Here is a 16,221-nt window from a genome sequence, read left to right on the forward strand (position 1 = left end):
CACTCAGAGGTAGGAGAGGAACAGGCTGTCGAGCAGCCGCGACCAGCCGGACACCAGCACGAACAACAGCAGTTTGAGCGGCAGGGAAATGGTCATGGGTGAGACCATCTGCATACCCAGCGCCAGCAGCAGGTTGGAGACAATCAGGTCGATCACGATAAAGGGAATGTAGATCAGGAAGCCGATCTCGAAACCGGCCTGCAACTGCGACAGCACAAAGGCTGGGATCAACAGGATCAGGTCCTCGCGCTGCACCTCTTGCGCCATCTGCGCAGGCCACAGCCGCGCCGTATTTTCCAGCAGATGGGTCAGCACATCCGGGTCCACGTTACGCAGCATGAAGGCACGCAACGGCTTGATGGCTTCTCCACCCGTCTGCAGTACCGTTTGCACGTTGCTCATGTCCAAAGGCGATGCCTTGACGCTCTCAGCGATCTCGTACCCCACCGGCGCCATGATAAATAACGTCGCGGCCAACGCGATGCCATTGATTGCCATGCTGGGCGGCACCTGCTGCACGCCGATGGCATTTCGGGTAATCATCAGCACAATCACGATTTTCAAAAACGATGTGCAGATGACCAACAATAGGGGCAGCAGCGACAGCGCCCCAAGAAAAAGCGCGAGAACGAGGGGGTCTAGCCCCTGAAGTATCATCGGCCGAACATCACGCGGGACAGCTGCAACCCCAGGCGTCCGTCAACCTCCACCAACTGCCCCTGACCGATGGGGCGGTCGCCGTAATAGAGGCCCGCCATTCCCGGCGCGTAACCGGCAATACCTAGCACCGAGCCTGGCGCAAGATTACGCAGCTCACCCAACGTAAGGTTCAACGTGCCGCAGCGCACGTTCAACGCCATGCTCAATTCATCGAACGGTTCGTGGCCAAACACATCCACCACGGGCTCATCTTCCTCATATCCCGAGTAATGAGGGGCTGAAAATTCTTCGTCCACAGACGTGTCCTCGATAGAAGTAAGGGTCAGGCACAAAGCCCCGCTGGCATCGTCAATACAGCCATGCAGTCGCTGTTTGCCGACCTGTAGATACCCGTTGCCCTGGGCTTGAAAAAACGGCTGTTCAAGCATCAGCACATCGCCTGTGCGCAGGCCGCGCACCTGTGCAATCGGTAACTGCAAGCGCCCAAGGGTCACGGCAATTGCCAGCTGGAATCGCGCCGGCATCGGCTCGGCGGTGTCGCGCCAGGGCCCGGCCTCGCACAACTCCAGGAAGCTGTTAGGCGTCAGCCACACAAAGCTGTCCACCCGAGAGGCCCCCAGGGTGATGCAGAGTCGGCAACCAAACCCCTTGGGACGGTCGGTTTCCAGCAAGCGCACATGCCCCAACAGCGCACTCACCTGCGGGCTAAGGTGGTGTTGGAACACAGCCCAAAACCAAGAATCCGGATCGTTGCCGGAAGGGGCCAGTGTCACCGGGCACTCGCCCAGCAGGCTGAGCACCGGCCCTGCTTGCGCGAACGCCAGCACGCCACACGCGGTCTCGAAGCAAAAGACCTCGGGCCGTGTGGGCGCTCGCCCAGGCTCCAGTCGCAACTCACCGTTCTGGCCGGCAACCTGAAAGGCCAGACGCAGGCCGCGCCCCAGGCGACGGCGCGCGGCAACCGTGGTGGCCCTGATCGAAGGTAAAGTTAAGGTCGGCACTATCATGCGTACCCGACAGCCGACAGAAGCAGATTGACCGGCCGCCCCAGCTCTCCCGAAAACCGCTCTTCACACTGTTGTCGCACGCCGCTGAGCCAGCGCGCCGTGGCGTCATGTTCCGCTTCCAGTTCGATGGTCCAGGCGTTCTGCTCACGGCGCACGCTGGCGTTGATCCGCCCCAGCCGGGGTAAATACAACACCGCCTGCAGCGGCCAGTGGGAGCCGGCCTGTATACGAGGGGCCAACTGTTCGGCGAGGGCCTGCATCATGACGGCATCGGTGGATGTCTTGACGCCTGATAAGGACGCTCCTGACCCAAAGCCTTCATCGTTATCGGCAAACAGCTGAGCGAACAATCGCCCCGGCTCCCAGACCACTTCGCCGGTAGATCCGTGCTCGCGCTCCTCACGCGCCTCACTTGGACGCGGCCGCTCGGTGGGTTTATTTGAAACCTGGGTCATGTCGGCTCCTGAGCCAGAAGGAGCGATAACTCCTGAAGTTTTTCCACTTGCCGCAGACACTCGGTGACGTGCTTCTGAGCGCTTCCAACGCGGCGTTCCTTTTCGCCTTGCTGATCTTGTAGTTGCACCAACTGGCCTTGTTCGCGCCGGGTACTGGCAGATAACGAGCGTTCCCGCGCGCCCCAGGCTTTCAACTCCTTCAGGCTCAGCACCTGCCCCTGATGCTGACTGAGCAATTCAGCACTTTTGCGCGCCTCTTCCTGTCGAGTCTGTTCAAGGGCGTCCTTGGCCCGTTGGATATGGGCGAGCAGCGCCTGCTGGGCGCGCTTGGCCTCGCGTAGCGCGCGCTCGGCACGGTCGGCTCGATGCCGGCGCAGACGTCGCAGCGTCTCCACCTCACCCTGCAATACATCAGAATGGGACATGGGCGGTGAGCTCCTTGAGTCGCTCCAGCGTGTGCGCCATCGGCGTAGGCTCGCGCAGATCCTGGCGCAGGAAACCATCGACCGCCTGACGGCTGTCCACCGCGAGGTCAGTGAGCGGGTCGCTGCCGGGTTGGTACTCCCCCAACTTGAGCATCAGCTCGATCTGTTGGTAGGCCGACAGCAATCGTCTCAACCCGGTGCCGGCCTGGATATCTTCAGGGGCCGCGACGTTGCTCAAAATCCGTGAAAGGCTCGCCAGCACATCCACCGCCGGGTAGTGCCCGCGCTCGGCCAATTTGCGTGACAGCACGATGTGGCCGTCGAGCAGCGAGCGAACTTCATCGGCCACCGGATCGTTCATGGAATCCTGCTCGATCAGTACCGTATAGATCGCCGTGATCACGCCGTCGCGGGTCAGCCCGGCACGTTCCACCAGGCGAGGCAGCAGGCTATAAACCGACGGTGGCAAGCCTCCGCGTCCCAAGGGTTCGCCGGCAGCCAGGCCGATTTCGCGCTGGGCTCTGGCGAATCGAGTCAAGGAGTCAATCAGCAGCAATACCCGCTGCCCTTTGCGACGAAAACTTTCCGCCAACGCCGTGGCGGTAAACGCGGCGCGGGCGCGCTCCATGCTGGAACGGTCGGAGGTGGCGCACACCAGTACCGCTTTGGCGCGCAGTTGTTCGTCCAGTTCATGATCGAGAAACTCACGCAATTCCCGACCCCGTTCGCCGATCAGGCCGAACACGATGACATCGCATTCGACGTTACGCGCGATCTCGGCCAGCAAGGTGGTCTTGCCGCAACCGGCCCCAGCGAACAGGCCTACGCGCTGCCCCTCGCCCAACGTCATCAGGCCATCGATCGAACGCACGCCGGTGGCCAGCGCCCGGTTGATCCTGGGTCGCTCGGTAGGCAACGGCGCCTCACATAACACCGCGCTGGTGTCCGGCAAGTCAGCCTCGACAAAGGCGCTGGGGCCCTCCCCCGTGATCGGCCGCCCAAAGCCATCCAACACCTGGCCCAGCAGCGCTTCGCTGACCTGCACCCGATGGGAGACACCCAGGCGCTCCACGCCGGCCCCCACCCGCACGCCTTCGAGATTACCCAGGGCACTGAGTACCGCGTCCTGCTGATCGAAGCCGATGATCTCGGCGAGCATGTAGTCGCCGGGGCATTTTTCCACCTGGCACAAATCGCCGATACGCGCCTGCGGCAAGCGGCACTGCAGCAGCATGCCGTTAACGCGCTGGATGCGACCGCGCATCGTCACCGGCGCAAAGCTGGCCAGTGACTGGGCCTGACGCTGTTGCCAAACCTCAAGCCGCGCTTGCACATCCAAACTCACCAACGCACCTCATAACGCTGGGCGCCATCGAAGACCACCTTGCTGTTGTCGATCAGCACCAGCCGCAGCCCTTCCACTTCGTCTCCGACAAACAGTCGGCCGCCCTCTTCCAGGACCACATGGCCATTGGGCCCGCCGACGATTTGCACAATCTTGAAAGGCAGTGCCCCATCGCGCGCGCGCACACGGCTGATCACCGGCACGGCACTGTCGAACTGCTCGCCAAAACGGGCAAGCATGCGCGCCACCAGTTCCACCTCTTCCTGGGAAACATCACCGCTGAGGGCAACCTGACCATTGATCACTTGCAGACTGACGCGCTGGTTCAACTCACGCTCGCCGAGCATCTTCAACAGTTGCTGGCGCACTTCAAACGGCGTGGCCAATTCGTGCTTTTGGACTACCGGCGGCATCAAGGAAGCCTGAGCCTCGGGCTCCCCGGTTGAAATCATGCCCATCACTACAATGATGGCCGTGACCACCAACACCACGCTGATCAGGCGCTTTTGCTGTGCTTGCGGGATGGACGACAGCGTGAACCCCCGTGCCGGTTCAGGGGCCGGGGGCGGCGACACCGATGCCGGCGCGCTAGGCCGGGGCCAGGGCTGATCGGCCAAGGTGACACACAACTGCACCTTGCCCACCCAAAACGGTACGTTCAGCTCCAGGTTCGCGATCTGCGCCAGCATGCGCCCTTCGGCGTCTCGCAGCAGCCCCGCCTCTGCCTGCACCGACCAATTAGCGTCAGTAAAACGAAGACGCGCATGCTGCTCTTCGATCCCCGGACCGTTAAGCACCAGGTCAGCATCCGCATGAGCGCCGATGCTCCACTGCTCACCAAACAATGGCAACGCAGCGCCCTGACTCAGGCCATCAAGTACCCGCAGCTCAAACATCATAGAGCCCTCCACACAGGCCATGGCGAGATCCTCATGCCACCGCACCACGCATCAGCTCGTCCTGGCCCAGATCGATGCGTCCCAGTACCTTGACCTTGGAGGTACTCGCCAACTCGGCAAACGACAACACGGCAACGTGGTTGAACTCCTCCACCAGCAGGGTACGCAGCGGGCTGCGCAGGTCTTGCGCTACCAGCAGCACGCTTTTGCTTTTGGGTCTCACGGTAAAGGCCTGATTGAGCAGGTTGATCAATGCCGCGCTGTGTTCGTCGTCCAGCGCGAAGAACACACCGGTCTGGGTCTGGCGCAGGGCTTCACGCAAAATGTTTTCGCTCTGGGGCGAGAGCAGCCAGGCATGCAGCCCATCGGCTTCGCTGTACTGGTGGAAGATCTGCGCCTTGAGGGCAATACGCGCGTAGTCGGCCAGGGCTTCCGGCTCTCGCTCATGCTGACCGTATTCGATCAGCGACTCGACGATCAGCCGCACCGCCCGCAACGGCACTCCCTCACTGGCCAGGCGCTGCAGCACCGCCGAAAAGCGCGACAGCGGCATGATGCGTTGCAGTTCCTGCACCAATTCCGGCTGGTTGTGCTCCAGCCAACTGAGGATTGATTTGCTCTCCTGGATCCCAAGGAACTGCGGCCCACTGAGCATCATGGCTTGCTTCATGCGCTCGATGATCAAGGCCGTCGCGGTGAAACGCTCCAATTGCGGGTCGTCGAGCAGCGGGTCATTCGGTGGCAGCCAGATCCAGTTCTGCTCGTCACGCTCAACCGACCCGGGTATGCCATGCTCAGGCTCCACCGTCAGCGCTTTGCGATCGACCGCCAGAAGGCTGACGAGCGACGCTTTGACCATCGGCACTTCATGCACACAGAAACGCATTTCATCGTCGGGCAATGAATCATCCAGCTCGACTTCGAAGGGCGGCAGCGTCAGGCCGATATTGGCCACCAGTGCATTTCGCGACTGTCGGATCCCGTGAATAAGATCGGTCACTTCCGGCGTTCCGCGCAGGGACGGGGGGAACTGCAACAGGTACGGTCGCGATGGATCGAAGCCGCGCAAGTCCTCTCGGCCGTTCTCTTCAGGACGCACGACTTCGGTGGTTTCAGCGGCAGGTTCTGCCTGTTTCTGACGCTGGCGCATCAGGTAATAGCCCAAGGTTCCCGTGATCAGCGAGATCAGGATAAACACCCCTGTCGGCATCCCAGGCACTACGGCGAACGCCAGCATCCCCACCGATGCAATCACCCAGCTTTTGGGCTCGCTGGTCATTTGGCGGGCGATTTCGGCCCCCATATTACTGATGCCTCTGCGCCCCTCCGGCGCCACGCGGGTGATGATCATGCCGGCCGTCAGGGAGATCAATAGCGCAGGAATCTGCGCGATCAACCCGTCGCCGATGGTCAGCACCGAGTACAACGCCATCGAGTCCGATGCACTCAACCCATGCTGGAACATGCCCGTGGAGAAACCGCCCAACAGGTTGACCACCACAATGATCAAGCCTGCGATAGCGTCGCCCTTGACGAACTTCATTGCCCCGTCCATGGCGCCGAACAACTGGCTCTCACGGGACAACTGCTCACGCTTGTCGCGAGCCTGCGCACCGTCGATCAGGCCGGCACGCAAGTCACTATCGATGGACATCTGTTTGCCTGGCATCGCATCCAGACTAAAGCGCGCCGCAACCTCGGCCACCCGTTCCGAGCCCTTGGTAATCACCAGGAAGTTGACCAGCGTAAGGATCAGAAAGATCACCATGCCCACCGCCAGGTTGCCTCCCACCACGAAGTTGCCGAAGGCCTCGACAATGTCGCCCGCATCCTGCTCCAGCAGGATCAGACGCGTGGTCGCGATCGACAGCGCGAGTCGGAACATGGTGGTCAGCAACAGAATTGACGGGAACGAGGAAAACGCCAGCGGCCCCGGCAAGTACAACGCCAGGACAATCAACAGGCACGAGATACAGATGTTCAGCGCAATCAGGATATCCACCAGCCAGGTGGGCAACGGCACGATAAAAATGAATACGATGGCCATGACCACCACCGCGCCGAGAACTTCGGCGCGTTGGGCCACTTTAAGCAAAACACGGTTGATGGCCGACAATGCGGTCACGTCGCGGCCCTCGGCTCGCCAGCGAAGCGTGTGGGCCCACGTACACCGCGGTCCAACTCATCGATCACTAACATGAGGGCATGCAGGGTCTCATGGCGGGTCTGATTGTCCGGCCACAATGCCAGGGGCATCTGCTGCAATAGTGGATAAAGCGCGTTGAGGGCGACCAGTTGCTCAAGGGTCGGCCCACCGCCCAGATCATTGCCCAAGCGCAAGAACTCACTGGTCCCGATGCCGCTGCCGGCGTAACCCAATAGGCGCTGCAGTAATTCCACGGCGTCATGCGCGATACCCAGGCGCTCAATCAATGCACGGCAGCCAGCCAATACACCGCTCAACTGTCCGCAGCTTTGCAGGCCCAACAGTAAGGTGCGCAATACGGTCGTGGGGCTTGACGACACCAGCGCGGCAATATCGTCCGCCAAGGCTTTACGCATGATCTTGAGCCCGTCGTGAAACCGCTCGCCACCATAAACGCCCAGCAAGGCCTGCATCATTGTCGCCAGCGATTGCCGCGCTACTACGCTGGCGTAGTAGAGCGTACGCAGGGCCTGGCGCTCCTGCGGATCGATACCCGCCTCCTGCAGCGCCGAGGCGATGTTCAGCCCGGCCTGGATCTCCCCCTTGAAACGGATTTCCAGCCTCGCAATCGCATCGCGCGCCAAGTCAGCCTCGACCGGACGCGCCTCGCTGTCCGCATGGGCCGCCACATACTTGAGCACCACAAAAGCCCGGGCCGGGTCTCGCCCCGTCAGCTCCAGCAACTGTGCAACAGTGGCCTTCTTCAGCAATTGCATCCTGATTCGGCGCGCGATCGATGCCATGGTCGCCTGGGCCGGATGACCCAACTGATCGTACAGTTGCACCATATGTTCGAGGGGAGGGATGCGAAGCCCCAACTTGCGCTCGGCCAACGGTCGGAAATTGGCGTCCACTTCCTGACTGAACAAGAACGAAAGATCGTCGACCGCCTTCTCGGGCGTCGCCACAGTAGCGGGACTTAGAACCGGTTGATCCAAGCGTTGGGGCGCTTGCACATCATTTTTGGATTCGACTTTCATGGACTGACCAGCACAGGAAGAGTGTTTCCCTGTGTGGCAAGACCTGCCTGAACGGTTCCATCAAAAACGAGCTCAGGACAAATTTGAAAGGACTTGCACAAGCCTGTAGACCGCCGTGCGGCAGGTTGCACAAATCTCAAACCTTTCAAGATATTTAATTATATAAATCATGGTGTTACGCGTTTTTTCCGTTTGGCACAGGCAGTGCTAAAGGGGTCCTGTCGACATGTTTCGACTGCGTCTACCCAAAGGAAAAAAACATGAATATCCCTATTGAAGCTTTAGCTCACCTCGTTGGCAGCTCGCCTCAATTCATGCATCACCTGACAGACGACGAGCAAAAAAAACTCCGACGCTTTATCCACAAGCGGGTGCTCAACCCGGAGGATGCGGACGATCTTCTGCAATTGACCTACTTGGAAGCCTGGCGTAACCGTGAACGCTACAGCGGCATCGCAACACTCAGCACCTGGATGTGCGGCATCGCCCAGAACCTGATTCGCAATCACTTCAGGCGAATGTATGCCAAGCCGGTCCACTGTGAATTCGACGAATCGCTGTGGCACGGCCAGGATGAAAACAACAACCTGGACTGGGAATTCGAGGTCAACCGCCGGTTGGAAAAAACCTTGAATGCCATCGACCATCTGCCGACGGAAATGCGTAAAACGCTCTACGCCTCACTGGAAACCGACGGTAGCTACCAAGACACCGCCGACGTATTGGACATACCTATCGGCACCGTCCGCTCCCGCCTGTCTCGGGCTCGCGAACAACTCAAGCGCGTCACCCACAGCCCGCGTCAGCCGTAACCGGAGCCATCGTTGGGCGGCAGGGATATCGCCCAACCGAATATCCGCTTCAGAAACCTACCTCACAGTGCCCGGTGGAAACGCTTGCCGGGCAACCGATGCCGCTTTCCACCTCACCGCTCGTCGCCGTTTAGCCCTGTTTCGGTTAAACAGTTGAAAGCGTAGATAAAAATTCAAAATAAACGCTTGACGCATTGTCGTTCTGCGCGAATAATGCGCGCCACTTGGCTACATAGCTCAGTTGGTTAGAGCATAGCATTCATAATGCTGGGGTCCGGGGTTCAAGTCCCTGTGTAGCCACCAAGTACTAAAAACGGCTTACCGAAAGGTAGGCCGTTTTTTTATGCCTGCCGAAAAGCCCCGCCGGCCGCTGGCCCGCTCCGTGCCGCAGATGACGATAAGCAACACGGTCTGCATGCGCACAAAAAAACTCCCCAACTGTATTTTGACGCTCCCTTGACCCACTGTTAGTGTCCAGCCTCCCCCCACACGGAGTGCCCTGCGGTGAAACTGGACATTTATCAAGTCGACGCCTTCAGCGAACAGCCCTTCGGCGGCAACCCGGCCGCAGTCTGCCCGCTCACCGAGTGGTTGCCTGATGAGCAGTTGCAAGCGATCGCCGCCGAGAACAATCTCTCGGAAACCGCCTACTTCGTGCGCCGTGGCGATGGCTATGAGTTGCGCTGGTTTACCCCCGAAGTCGAAGTGGACCTGTGTGGTCACGCCACGCTCGCCGCGGCTTGGGTGTTGATTCATCGACTGGCGGACACCTCTGACGTGCTGCGTTTTGCCACCCGCAGCGGCGAGCTTCGGGTGACACGCAACGGTGACGAACTGGCGATGGATTTCCCGGCCAAAGTGCCGCACCCGTGCGAGCCACCCGCCGGTATGCTGGCCGCGCTGGGCATTGAGCATGCCGACGTATTCAGCACCGATGACTTCATTGTGCTGGTGCAGGATGAGGCTCAAGTGGCCGCGCTGACTCCGGACTTTGCACGCCTCAAGGGCCTGCCCAAACGCGGGATCGCCGTGACCGCGCGCAGCACGCGGTTTGACTTCATCTCCCGCTGGTTCGGGCCGAATGTGGGGGTCAACGAAGATCCGGTCACCGGTTCGGCACACACTTCGCTGGCCCCGTTCTGGGCCGAGCGCTTGGGCAAATCCCACCTGACGGCCGAGCAAGGCGGCCTGCGCAAAGGCCAGTTGCACTGCCAGTGCAAAGACGACCGCGTGATTATCTCCGGCAAGGCCGCGCTGTACATGCAAGGCACGATTTACCTGTAAAAAAGCCGTACCTAAAGGACAACGGATCTTGCTCACCATGAACGGAGTTCAGCGCGTGTTTTGGATTTCTCGCCGTCAACTGACGGTCATCGCCGCAACCCTGGCCCTGACGGCCTGCCATACCTCGGTCAACGAACAACCACCGGCGCCGGAGCTGGGCTCGGGTTATCGCACCGACCTGACTACCCGTTACGCTGAACGCCATATGGCTGCCGCCGCCAACCCGCTGGCCGCGCAAGCCGGACGCGAGATGTTGCGCCAAGGCGGCTCGGCGATTGACGCCGCGATTGCGATGCAGGCGGTGTTGACCTTGGTGGAGCCGCAGTCCTCGGGCATCGGTGGCGGCGCATTCATCATGCTGTGGGATGGCGAAACGGTGCACGCGTACGACGGCCGCGAGACCGCACCGGCCGGGGCGACGGGTCAACTGTTCCTCAACGCCGACGGCAAACCGATGGCGTTTCCCGAAGCGCAGATCGGCGGACGCTCGGTCGGTACGCCGGGGGTTTTACGCGCACTGGAAATGGCGCACAAAAAGACCGGCCACTTGCAGTGGGCCAAACTGTTCGAGCCGGCGATCCGTCTGGCGGAACAAGGCTTCGCGATCTCACCCCGCTTGCACAGCCTGATTGCCGCCGACCCGTATATCGCCCAATCGCCGGACATGGCGGCGTACTTTCTGAACGCCGACGGCAGCCCCAAAGCCACCGGTACCCTGCTGCAAAACCCGGCGCTGGCCCAGGTGTTAAAGCGCATCGCCAAGGAAGGGCCGGACGCGCTCTACACCGGCCCGATCGCCGATGAAATCGTGCGCAAGGTCCAGGGCCATCGCAACGCAGGCAGCCTGTCTCAGGCCGACCTGCAACGCTACGTCGCCAAAGAACGCGCACCGCTGTGCAGCGATTACAAACAATGGCGGGTGTGCGGCATGCCGCCGCCGTCCTCCGGCGGGATTGCCGTGGCGCAGATCCTGGGTACCTTGCAGGCATTGGAAGCCCGTGACCCACGCTGGGCCATCGCATCGATGACGCCGCTCAAGAGCCCGTCGCCCGCCGGGCTGGAACCGACGCCCGAGGCCGTGCATCTGCTCGCCGAAGCCGGGCGCCTGGCGTTTGCCGATCGCGCCCTGTATGTGGCCGATACCGACTTCACACCGGTTCCTGTCGCCGGCCTGATCGCCCCGGACTACCTGGCCCAGCGCGCCACGTTGATCGGCGAGCGCAGCATGGGTGTAGCCAAGCCCGGTCAACCGGCCGGCCTGAAGGTGGCGTATGCGCCGGATCGTTCGCCCCTGCGCATCTCCACCTCGCAAGTGGTGGCCGTGGATGACCTGGGTGGTGCGGTGTCGATGACCACCACCGTGGAAGCCGCGTTCGGCTCCCACCTGATGGTCCAGGGCTTTTTGCTCAACAATCAGATGACTGACTTCTCATTTATCCCCGAAGAGAATGGCCAGCCTGTGGCCAACCGCGTGCAACCCGGCAAACGGCCGCGCTCGTCCATGGCGCCGACCTTGGTGTTCGACCGCCAGAGCGGGGAGCTGCTGGCCACCGTGGGCTCTCCCGGCGGCTCGCAAATCATCGAATACGTGAGCAAGTCGCTGGTGGCCATGCTCGACTGGAAACTCGATCCTCAGGCCGCAATCAACCTGCCCAATTTCGGCAGTCGCAATAGCGCGACCGAACTGGAGGCCGGCCTGTTCAGCCCGACGCTCAAGCAAGCGCTGAAAGACAAGGGCCACACGCTGAGCGAGATCGAGATGACCAGCGGCGTACAGGCCATCGTTCGCATGCGGGACACGCAAGGCAAGGTCTCGCTGAACGGCGGCGCCGATCCTCGGCGCGAAGGCCAAGCGCTGGGCGACTGACTGGAAGGGGCAAGCCCACTCACTGCAACAGGCTCACTCAGCGGCTGATCTTTAGCCCCTTGCGCGCCGCATGCCGCTCCATCGCCAGTTCGATCAGGCGGGTGATCAGCTCGCTGTAGCTCATCCCCGCGGCCTGCCACAACTTGGGGTACATGCTGATGCGGGTGAAGCCGGGCAGTGAGTTGATTTCGTTGATCACCACATCGCCCTTGTGGGTGAGAAACACATCGACCCGCGCCAGCCCCGAGCAGCCCAGCACTTCAAACGCCTGCACTGCCAAGTGGCGAATGCGTTCGCTGGCGTCATGGCTGATCGCGGCCGGCACCACCACCTGAGCGGCCTGGTCGTCGATGTATTTGCTGTCGTAGGAATAGAACCCATTGCTCACCACGATCTCGCCGCAACCGCTGGCGATAGGGTTGTCGTTGCCCAATACCGCGCATTCGATTTCACGGCCTTGAACGGCGGACTCCACCAACACCTTCTCATCGAAACCCAGCGCCAGTTCGACGGCGGCACGGTACTCGGCTTCACTGCTGACTTTGCTTACGCCCACCGAGGAGCCCTGATTGGCCGGTTTGACGAACAGTGGCAAGCCCAGTGTCTTCACCGCCGTTTCATACGAGGTGCGCGCCGCATTGCCACGGGTGAGCGTTATAAACGGTGTGACGGCAATACCGGCGTCACGCAGCAGACGCTTGCTGATGTCCTTGTCCATGCAGATCGCCGAACCCAGCACATCCGAGCCGACAAACGGCAGATCGGCCATACGCAGCAAACCTTGCAGGCAACCATCCTCACCCAGGGTGCCGTGGACGATGGGGAAGATCACGTCAATATGTTCCAGCACGCCCTGGCCGGAGGTTTCCACCACTTGGCGATTGGCTTTACCGGGCACCACTGCCAGTTCGCGATTGGATTGGTTGAGGGCGATCAAGGCCGGGTTTTCCTGATTGAGCAGGAAGTTCGAGGTGTCGTTGAGGTGCCAGTGACCGGCCTTGTCGATGCCGATCAGGATCGGTTCGAAGCGCGTACGGTCGAGGGCATCCACGATGTTGCGGGCCGATTGCAACGACACTTCATGCTCAGCCGAACGGCCGCCGAAAATAATACCTACCCGCACCTTACCCATGACCCGACCTCAGTGTTAAACGTAAGGCTTCTTACCATGGGCGCTCAGCGATTGCCAAACGCGCGGTAGGCGCTCTCTGCACAATCGTACAAGACCCCGGCAGACAGCACGCCCACACTGGGTTAACGTGTTTGCACCTCTTTTTTGTGACAAGTCACCATGGGTAACCCGACCTCCACGCTCGACTGGCTCCACCGTGCGCCGCACGCCAGCGGCCTGGACCGTATCGAGGCGTACTTCGCCGGCTTCGCCTTCGACCCGCATCGCCATGACACCTACGCCATCGGGCGTACGTTGCTGGGCGTGCAGAGTTTTCATTACCGCGGCGGCATGACCCATGGCCTTCCGGGTACGACCATGGTGATTCATCCCGATGAGGTCCACGACGGCCGCGCCGGCAGCGAGGAAGGCTTCAAGTACCGCATGATTTATGTCGAGCCGGCGCTGATCCAGCAGATTCTCGGCGGCAAGCCATTGCCGTTTGTGCCTGGTGGTGTGTCCACCGACCCGCGGCTGTTCCGCGCCAGCGACGTGCTGCTGCAAAACCTGGAATGCCCGGTCGACCCGTTGCAGGAACAGGACGCACTGTTCGACCTGGCCCAGGCCCTGAGCGCTGCGGCGGGGGCAATCGTCAGCCGCAAAACCTTCGACTACGTGGCTGCCGAGCGGGCGCGGGAATTTATCCACAGCGCCCTGGGACGCAGCATCACATTGGATGAAATGGCCGAGCACGCCGGACGCGACCGCTGGGCGTTGTCGCGGGATTTTCGCCTGCTGTTCGGCACCAGCCCCTACCGCTACCTGACCATGCGCCGGTTGGACTTGGTGCGCAGCTTGCTGGCCCAAGGCCAACCCCTGGTGGACGCTGCGCTGACCGCCGGCTTCACCGACCAGAGCCATATGACCCGGCAATTTCGCAGCACCTACGGCATGCCGCCGTCGCGCTGGGTAAAGATGCTGGGACGTTGAACGCGCTGGTCAGGTTTACAACAGGCGCCCATCGATCGGCTGGCCGATGGTCAGGAAATGCCCGCCCGCCACATGGTGCAGAGTGCGCAGCTCGTCATGCCCATCGAAGTGCCAGTGGCCGTCACTGAACACGCGCTCATCGGCATAGGCGGCCACCACTTCACCGAGGAACAGGTCATAGGTCTGCTGGTTGTGCGGCTCGGGAAGCAGGCGGCACTCCAGCCATGCCACGCAACCTTCCAGCAACGGAGCGTCGGTGTGCTCACCTGTGAAGGTGCGCAGGTCATAGGCGGCGAACTTGTCGAGGTCACGGCCGCTGGTCGTGCCGACGGTTTGCACCAGGTCGGCCTGGGCCGCACACGGCACCTGCACTGCGAAGGTGCCGGCGCCTTCCAGCAGTTGGCGGGTCCAGGTGGCTTTGTCCAACACCACCGCGACTTTCGGCGGTTCGAAATCCACCGGCATGGCCCAGGCGGCCGCCATGATGGTGCGCTGGCCATCATGGGCGGCGCTCACCAGCACGGTTGGGCCGTGATTGAGCAAGCGGTAGGCCTTGGGCAGCGGGACAGGACGGCAGTGTGCAGGGCTCATGCAGGTCGGCTCTTTAAGCGTAAAAAACCTACGATACCTCAAGCACAAGCCCCAAGGGTCAGCTCGACAGTTGATTGGCGAATTGTCCTACCGCGCTGACCACTTTCTGCGCGCCGTCCTGGATTTCCACAATCACTGTGCCCGCCTCCGCCGCCAGGGCCAGGCCTTGCTCGGCTTGCAGTCGACCATCGGTCATCAAGCTGACCGCATCGCGCGCCATGTCTTGGTTCTGGCGCACCACGCCGACGATTTCCTCGGTGGCTTTACTGGTGCGTGAAGCTAACTGGCGCACCTCATCGGCCACCACCGCGAAGCCCCGGCCCTGCTCTCCGGCGCGCGCCGCTTCAATCGCCGCGTTGAGTGCCAACAAGTTGGTCTGCTCGGCGATACCGCTGATGGTCTTGACGATACTGCCGATCACTTGGGACTGAGCGTTCAGCGCCTCGATGCCCTCTCCGGCCTGTTGCATATGCTGGGCCAGGTCGCGCATCACGCCCACCGCCTGAGTCACCACTGCGGTGCCGCGCTGTGCGCTGTTGTCGGTTTGCACGGAGGTCCTGTAGGCAATATTGGCGGCGTCGGATACCGCCTGTTCGCGGGTGACCTGATCGGTGATCACCGTGGCGAACTTAACCACTTTGTACAGCCGATCGTTAGCGTCGAGCACCGGGTTGTAGGTGGCTTCCAGCCACACCGCGCGGCCATGGCTATCCACTCGCTTGAAGCGCGCCGCGACGAACTCACCGGCGTTCAGACGCTGCCAGAACTGCGCGTAGGCTTCGCTGTTGTATTCCTGTGGCTCGCAAAACATCCGGTGATGCTTGCCCTGGATCTGCGCCAGGGTGTAACCCATACCATTGAGGAAGCGGTCATTGGCCGTGAGCACATGCCCGCCCAAATCGAATTCGATCACGGCCGTGGAACGCACCAGAGCGCCGATCAGGTTTTCATGCTCGCGCGAGGCTTCGATGGTGCGGGTAAGGTCGCTGGAGAAGATCGAAAAGCGCTTGATCCGCCCGCTTGCATCGCGCACAGGCTGCACAATCGAGCGCAGCCACGCTTCCTTGCCATTGCCGCGCATCAGGCGCACGGTGCCGGCGAAATGCTCACCGCGTGTCAGCGCATTCTTGAAGCGCAGTTGGAACGAGTCCTGACGTACGTGAGCCGGTACCAACTCTTCAATCGGGCGTCCGAGAATCGCGCTCGCCTGGTAAACCAGCTCCTGCAGGAAATTGCTATTGGCCCATTCCACCCGGCCCTCGGCATCCAGAGTCAAACACAGCATTTCGCTTTCCAGGCTCTCCTTGACCTGATTCAAGCTGGACAACTCTTCGCGAAGAGCTGCTAGCTCTTGCTTCAAACGGGTGTTGAACATGGTTCACCGATGGCGATTAGGGAAATAGATCTGAGCTGCATCGGCGCTGCCGGGGTTTTCTGAAGCCCGAACGAAGCACGTAGAACCCTAAGGAAACTCTGAAAAAGACTTTCTGATTTGGCAAAATACCGCGACCCCACCCACCGAGTTTCCCGATGAAGCAGATGACCTTCGCCGACGCCGAGTACGCTGGCAAGCGCAAGCAAACCCGCAA

16 protein-coding genes, 1 tRNA gene and 1 pseudogene are annotated in these 16,221 nt (G+C 61.2%); 5 read left to right on the top strand and 13 right to left on the bottom strand.

Annotated features, from left to right (window positions below):
* Nucleotides 1–3: 3 nt before the first annotated feature.
* From sctR to sctW, 8 genes are read right to left on the bottom strand one after another with little or no spacing between them, the layout of a single operon-like run.
* Nucleotides 4–657 carry a type III secretion system export apparatus subunit SctR gene (sctR, locus tag FIV35_RS25290; RefSeq protein WP_034136786.1) on the bottom strand — a complete coding sequence of 218 codons (654 nt, stop codon included), beginning with the start codon at nucleotides 655–657 and terminating at the stop codon, nucleotides 4–6.
* Nucleotides 654–1,667, bottom strand: coding sequence for a FliM/FliN family flagellar motor switch protein (locus FIV35_RS25295; protein WP_034136785.1), 1,014 nt, complete (start codon nucleotides 1,665–1,667; stop codon nucleotides 654–656). The genes sctR and FIV35_RS25295 overlap by 4 nt, the downstream gene beginning before the upstream one ends.
* Entirely contained in the window at nucleotides 1,664–2,122 is a 459-nt protein-coding gene (locus tag FIV35_RS25300; protein ID WP_034136784.1) for a type III secretion system HrpP C-terminal domain-containing protein, read from the bottom strand. Before FIV35_RS25300 ends, FIV35_RS25295 begins: the two co-directional genes overlap by 4 nt.
* The gene (sctO, locus tag FIV35_RS25305) at nucleotides 2,119–2,547 is read right to left on the bottom strand and encodes a type III secretion system stalk subunit SctO (protein ID WP_034136783.1); all 429 of its coding nucleotides are present in this window, start codon (nucleotides 2,545–2,547) and stop codon (nucleotides 2,119–2,121) included. The genes FIV35_RS25300 and sctO overlap by 4 nt, the downstream gene beginning before the upstream one ends.
* A complete protein-coding gene (locus tag FIV35_RS25310; RefSeq protein WP_034136782.1) occupies nucleotides 2,534–3,892 on the bottom strand; it encodes a FliI/YscN family ATPase in 1,359 nt (452 codons plus the stop codon). The genes sctO and FIV35_RS25310 overlap by 14 nt, the downstream gene beginning before the upstream one ends.
* Nucleotides 3,889–4,788, bottom strand: a complete 900-nt coding sequence (locus FIV35_RS25315) for an FHA domain-containing protein (protein ID WP_034136815.1) — start codon at nucleotides 4,786–4,788, stop codon at nucleotides 3,889–3,891. Before FIV35_RS25315 ends, FIV35_RS25310 begins: the two co-directional genes overlap by 4 nt.
* A 34-nt stretch (nucleotides 4,789–4,822) precedes the next feature.
* Nucleotides 4,823–6,916 (bottom strand): type III secretion system export apparatus subunit SctV, encoded by a 2,094-nt coding sequence (sctV, locus tag FIV35_RS25320; RefSeq protein WP_034136781.1) that lies wholly within the window; start codon nucleotides 6,914–6,916, stop codon nucleotides 4,823–4,825.
* Nucleotides 6,913–7,977 carry a type III secretion system gatekeeper subunit SctW gene (gene sctW, locus FIV35_RS25325; RefSeq protein WP_034136780.1) on the bottom strand — a complete coding sequence of 355 codons (1,065 nt, stop codon included), beginning with the start codon at nucleotides 7,975–7,977 and terminating at the stop codon, nucleotides 6,913–6,915. The genes sctV and sctW overlap by 4 nt, the downstream gene beginning before the upstream one ends.
* Nucleotides 7,978–8,237: 260 nt before the next feature.
* On the opposite strand from sctW, the gene FIV35_RS25330 reads away from it, so the two are divergent.
* The 4 genes from FIV35_RS25330 to ggt all read left to right on the top strand — a co-directional run bounded on the left by FIV35_RS25330 (nucleotide 8,238) and on the right by ggt (nucleotide 11,940).
* Nucleotides 8,238–8,789: an RNA polymerase sigma factor gene (locus FIV35_RS25330; protein ID WP_034136779.1), complete on the top strand. Its 552-nt coding sequence runs from the start codon at nucleotides 8,238–8,240 to the stop codon at nucleotides 8,787–8,789.
* 226 nt (nucleotides 8,790–9,015) lie between these two features.
* A tRNA-Met gene (locus FIV35_RS25335) sits at nucleotides 9,016–9,092 on the top strand.
* Nucleotides 9,093–9,293: 201 nt separating this feature from the next.
* On the top strand, nucleotides 9,294–10,073 hold the full coding sequence (locus FIV35_RS25340) for a PhzF family phenazine biosynthesis protein (RefSeq protein ID WP_034136778.1): 780 nt from the start codon (nucleotides 9,294–9,296) through the stop codon (nucleotides 10,071–10,073).
* Nucleotides 10,074–10,110: 37 nt separating this feature from the next.
* Nucleotides 10,111–11,940 (top strand): gamma-glutamyltransferase, encoded by a 1,830-nt coding sequence (gene ggt, locus FIV35_RS25345; RefSeq protein WP_052198903.1) that lies wholly within the window; start codon nucleotides 10,111–10,113, stop codon nucleotides 11,938–11,940.
* Nucleotides 11,941–11,977: 37 nt separating this feature from the next.
* On the opposite strand, the gene ddlA is transcribed toward ggt, so the two are convergent.
* Nucleotides 11,978–13,072 carry a D-alanine--D-alanine ligase gene (ddlA, locus tag FIV35_RS25350; protein ID WP_034136777.1) on the bottom strand — a complete coding sequence of 365 codons (1,095 nt, stop codon included), beginning with the start codon at nucleotides 13,070–13,072 and terminating at the stop codon, nucleotides 11,978–11,980.
* A gap of 159 nt (nucleotides 13,073–13,231) precedes the next feature.
* Between ddlA and FIV35_RS25355 the strand changes: the two genes are divergently transcribed.
* The gene (locus FIV35_RS25355) at nucleotides 13,232–14,041 is read left to right on the top strand and encodes an AraC family transcriptional regulator (RefSeq protein ID WP_034136776.1); all 810 of its coding nucleotides are present in this window, start codon (nucleotides 13,232–13,234) and stop codon (nucleotides 14,039–14,041) included.
* 15 nt (nucleotides 14,042–14,056) lie between these two features.
* Here FIV35_RS25355 and FIV35_RS25360 read toward each other — a convergent pair whose 3' ends face one another.
* From FIV35_RS25360 to FIV35_RS29795, 4 genes and pseudogenes are all read right to left on the bottom strand, one after another.
* The gene (locus FIV35_RS25360) at nucleotides 14,057–14,632 is read right to left on the bottom strand and encodes a flavin reductase family protein (protein ID WP_034136775.1); all 576 of its coding nucleotides are present in this window, start codon (nucleotides 14,630–14,632) and stop codon (nucleotides 14,057–14,059) included.
* 58 nt (nucleotides 14,633–14,690) lie between these two features.
* A complete protein-coding gene (locus tag FIV35_RS30395) occupies nucleotides 14,691–15,251 on the bottom strand; it encodes a methyl-accepting chemotaxis protein (protein WP_414860535.1) in 561 nt (186 codons plus the stop codon).
* Nucleotides 15,231–16,007, bottom strand: a pseudogene (locus tag FIV35_RS30400) (PAS domain-containing protein); the annotation flags it as partial. The gene FIV35_RS30395 and the pseudogene FIV35_RS30400, both read right to left, overlap by 21 nt.
* On the bottom strand, nucleotides 15,989–16,221 hold a 233-nt coding region (locus tag FIV35_RS29795), incomplete at its 5' end, for a hypothetical protein (RefSeq protein WP_211363916.1). The pseudogene FIV35_RS30400 and the gene FIV35_RS29795, both read right to left, overlap by 19 nt.

Source organism: Pseudomonas rhodesiae, assembly GCF_007858255.1.
GTDB lineage: Bacteria > Pseudomonadota > Gammaproteobacteria > Pseudomonadales > Pseudomonadaceae > Aquipseudomonas > Aquipseudomonas rhodesiae.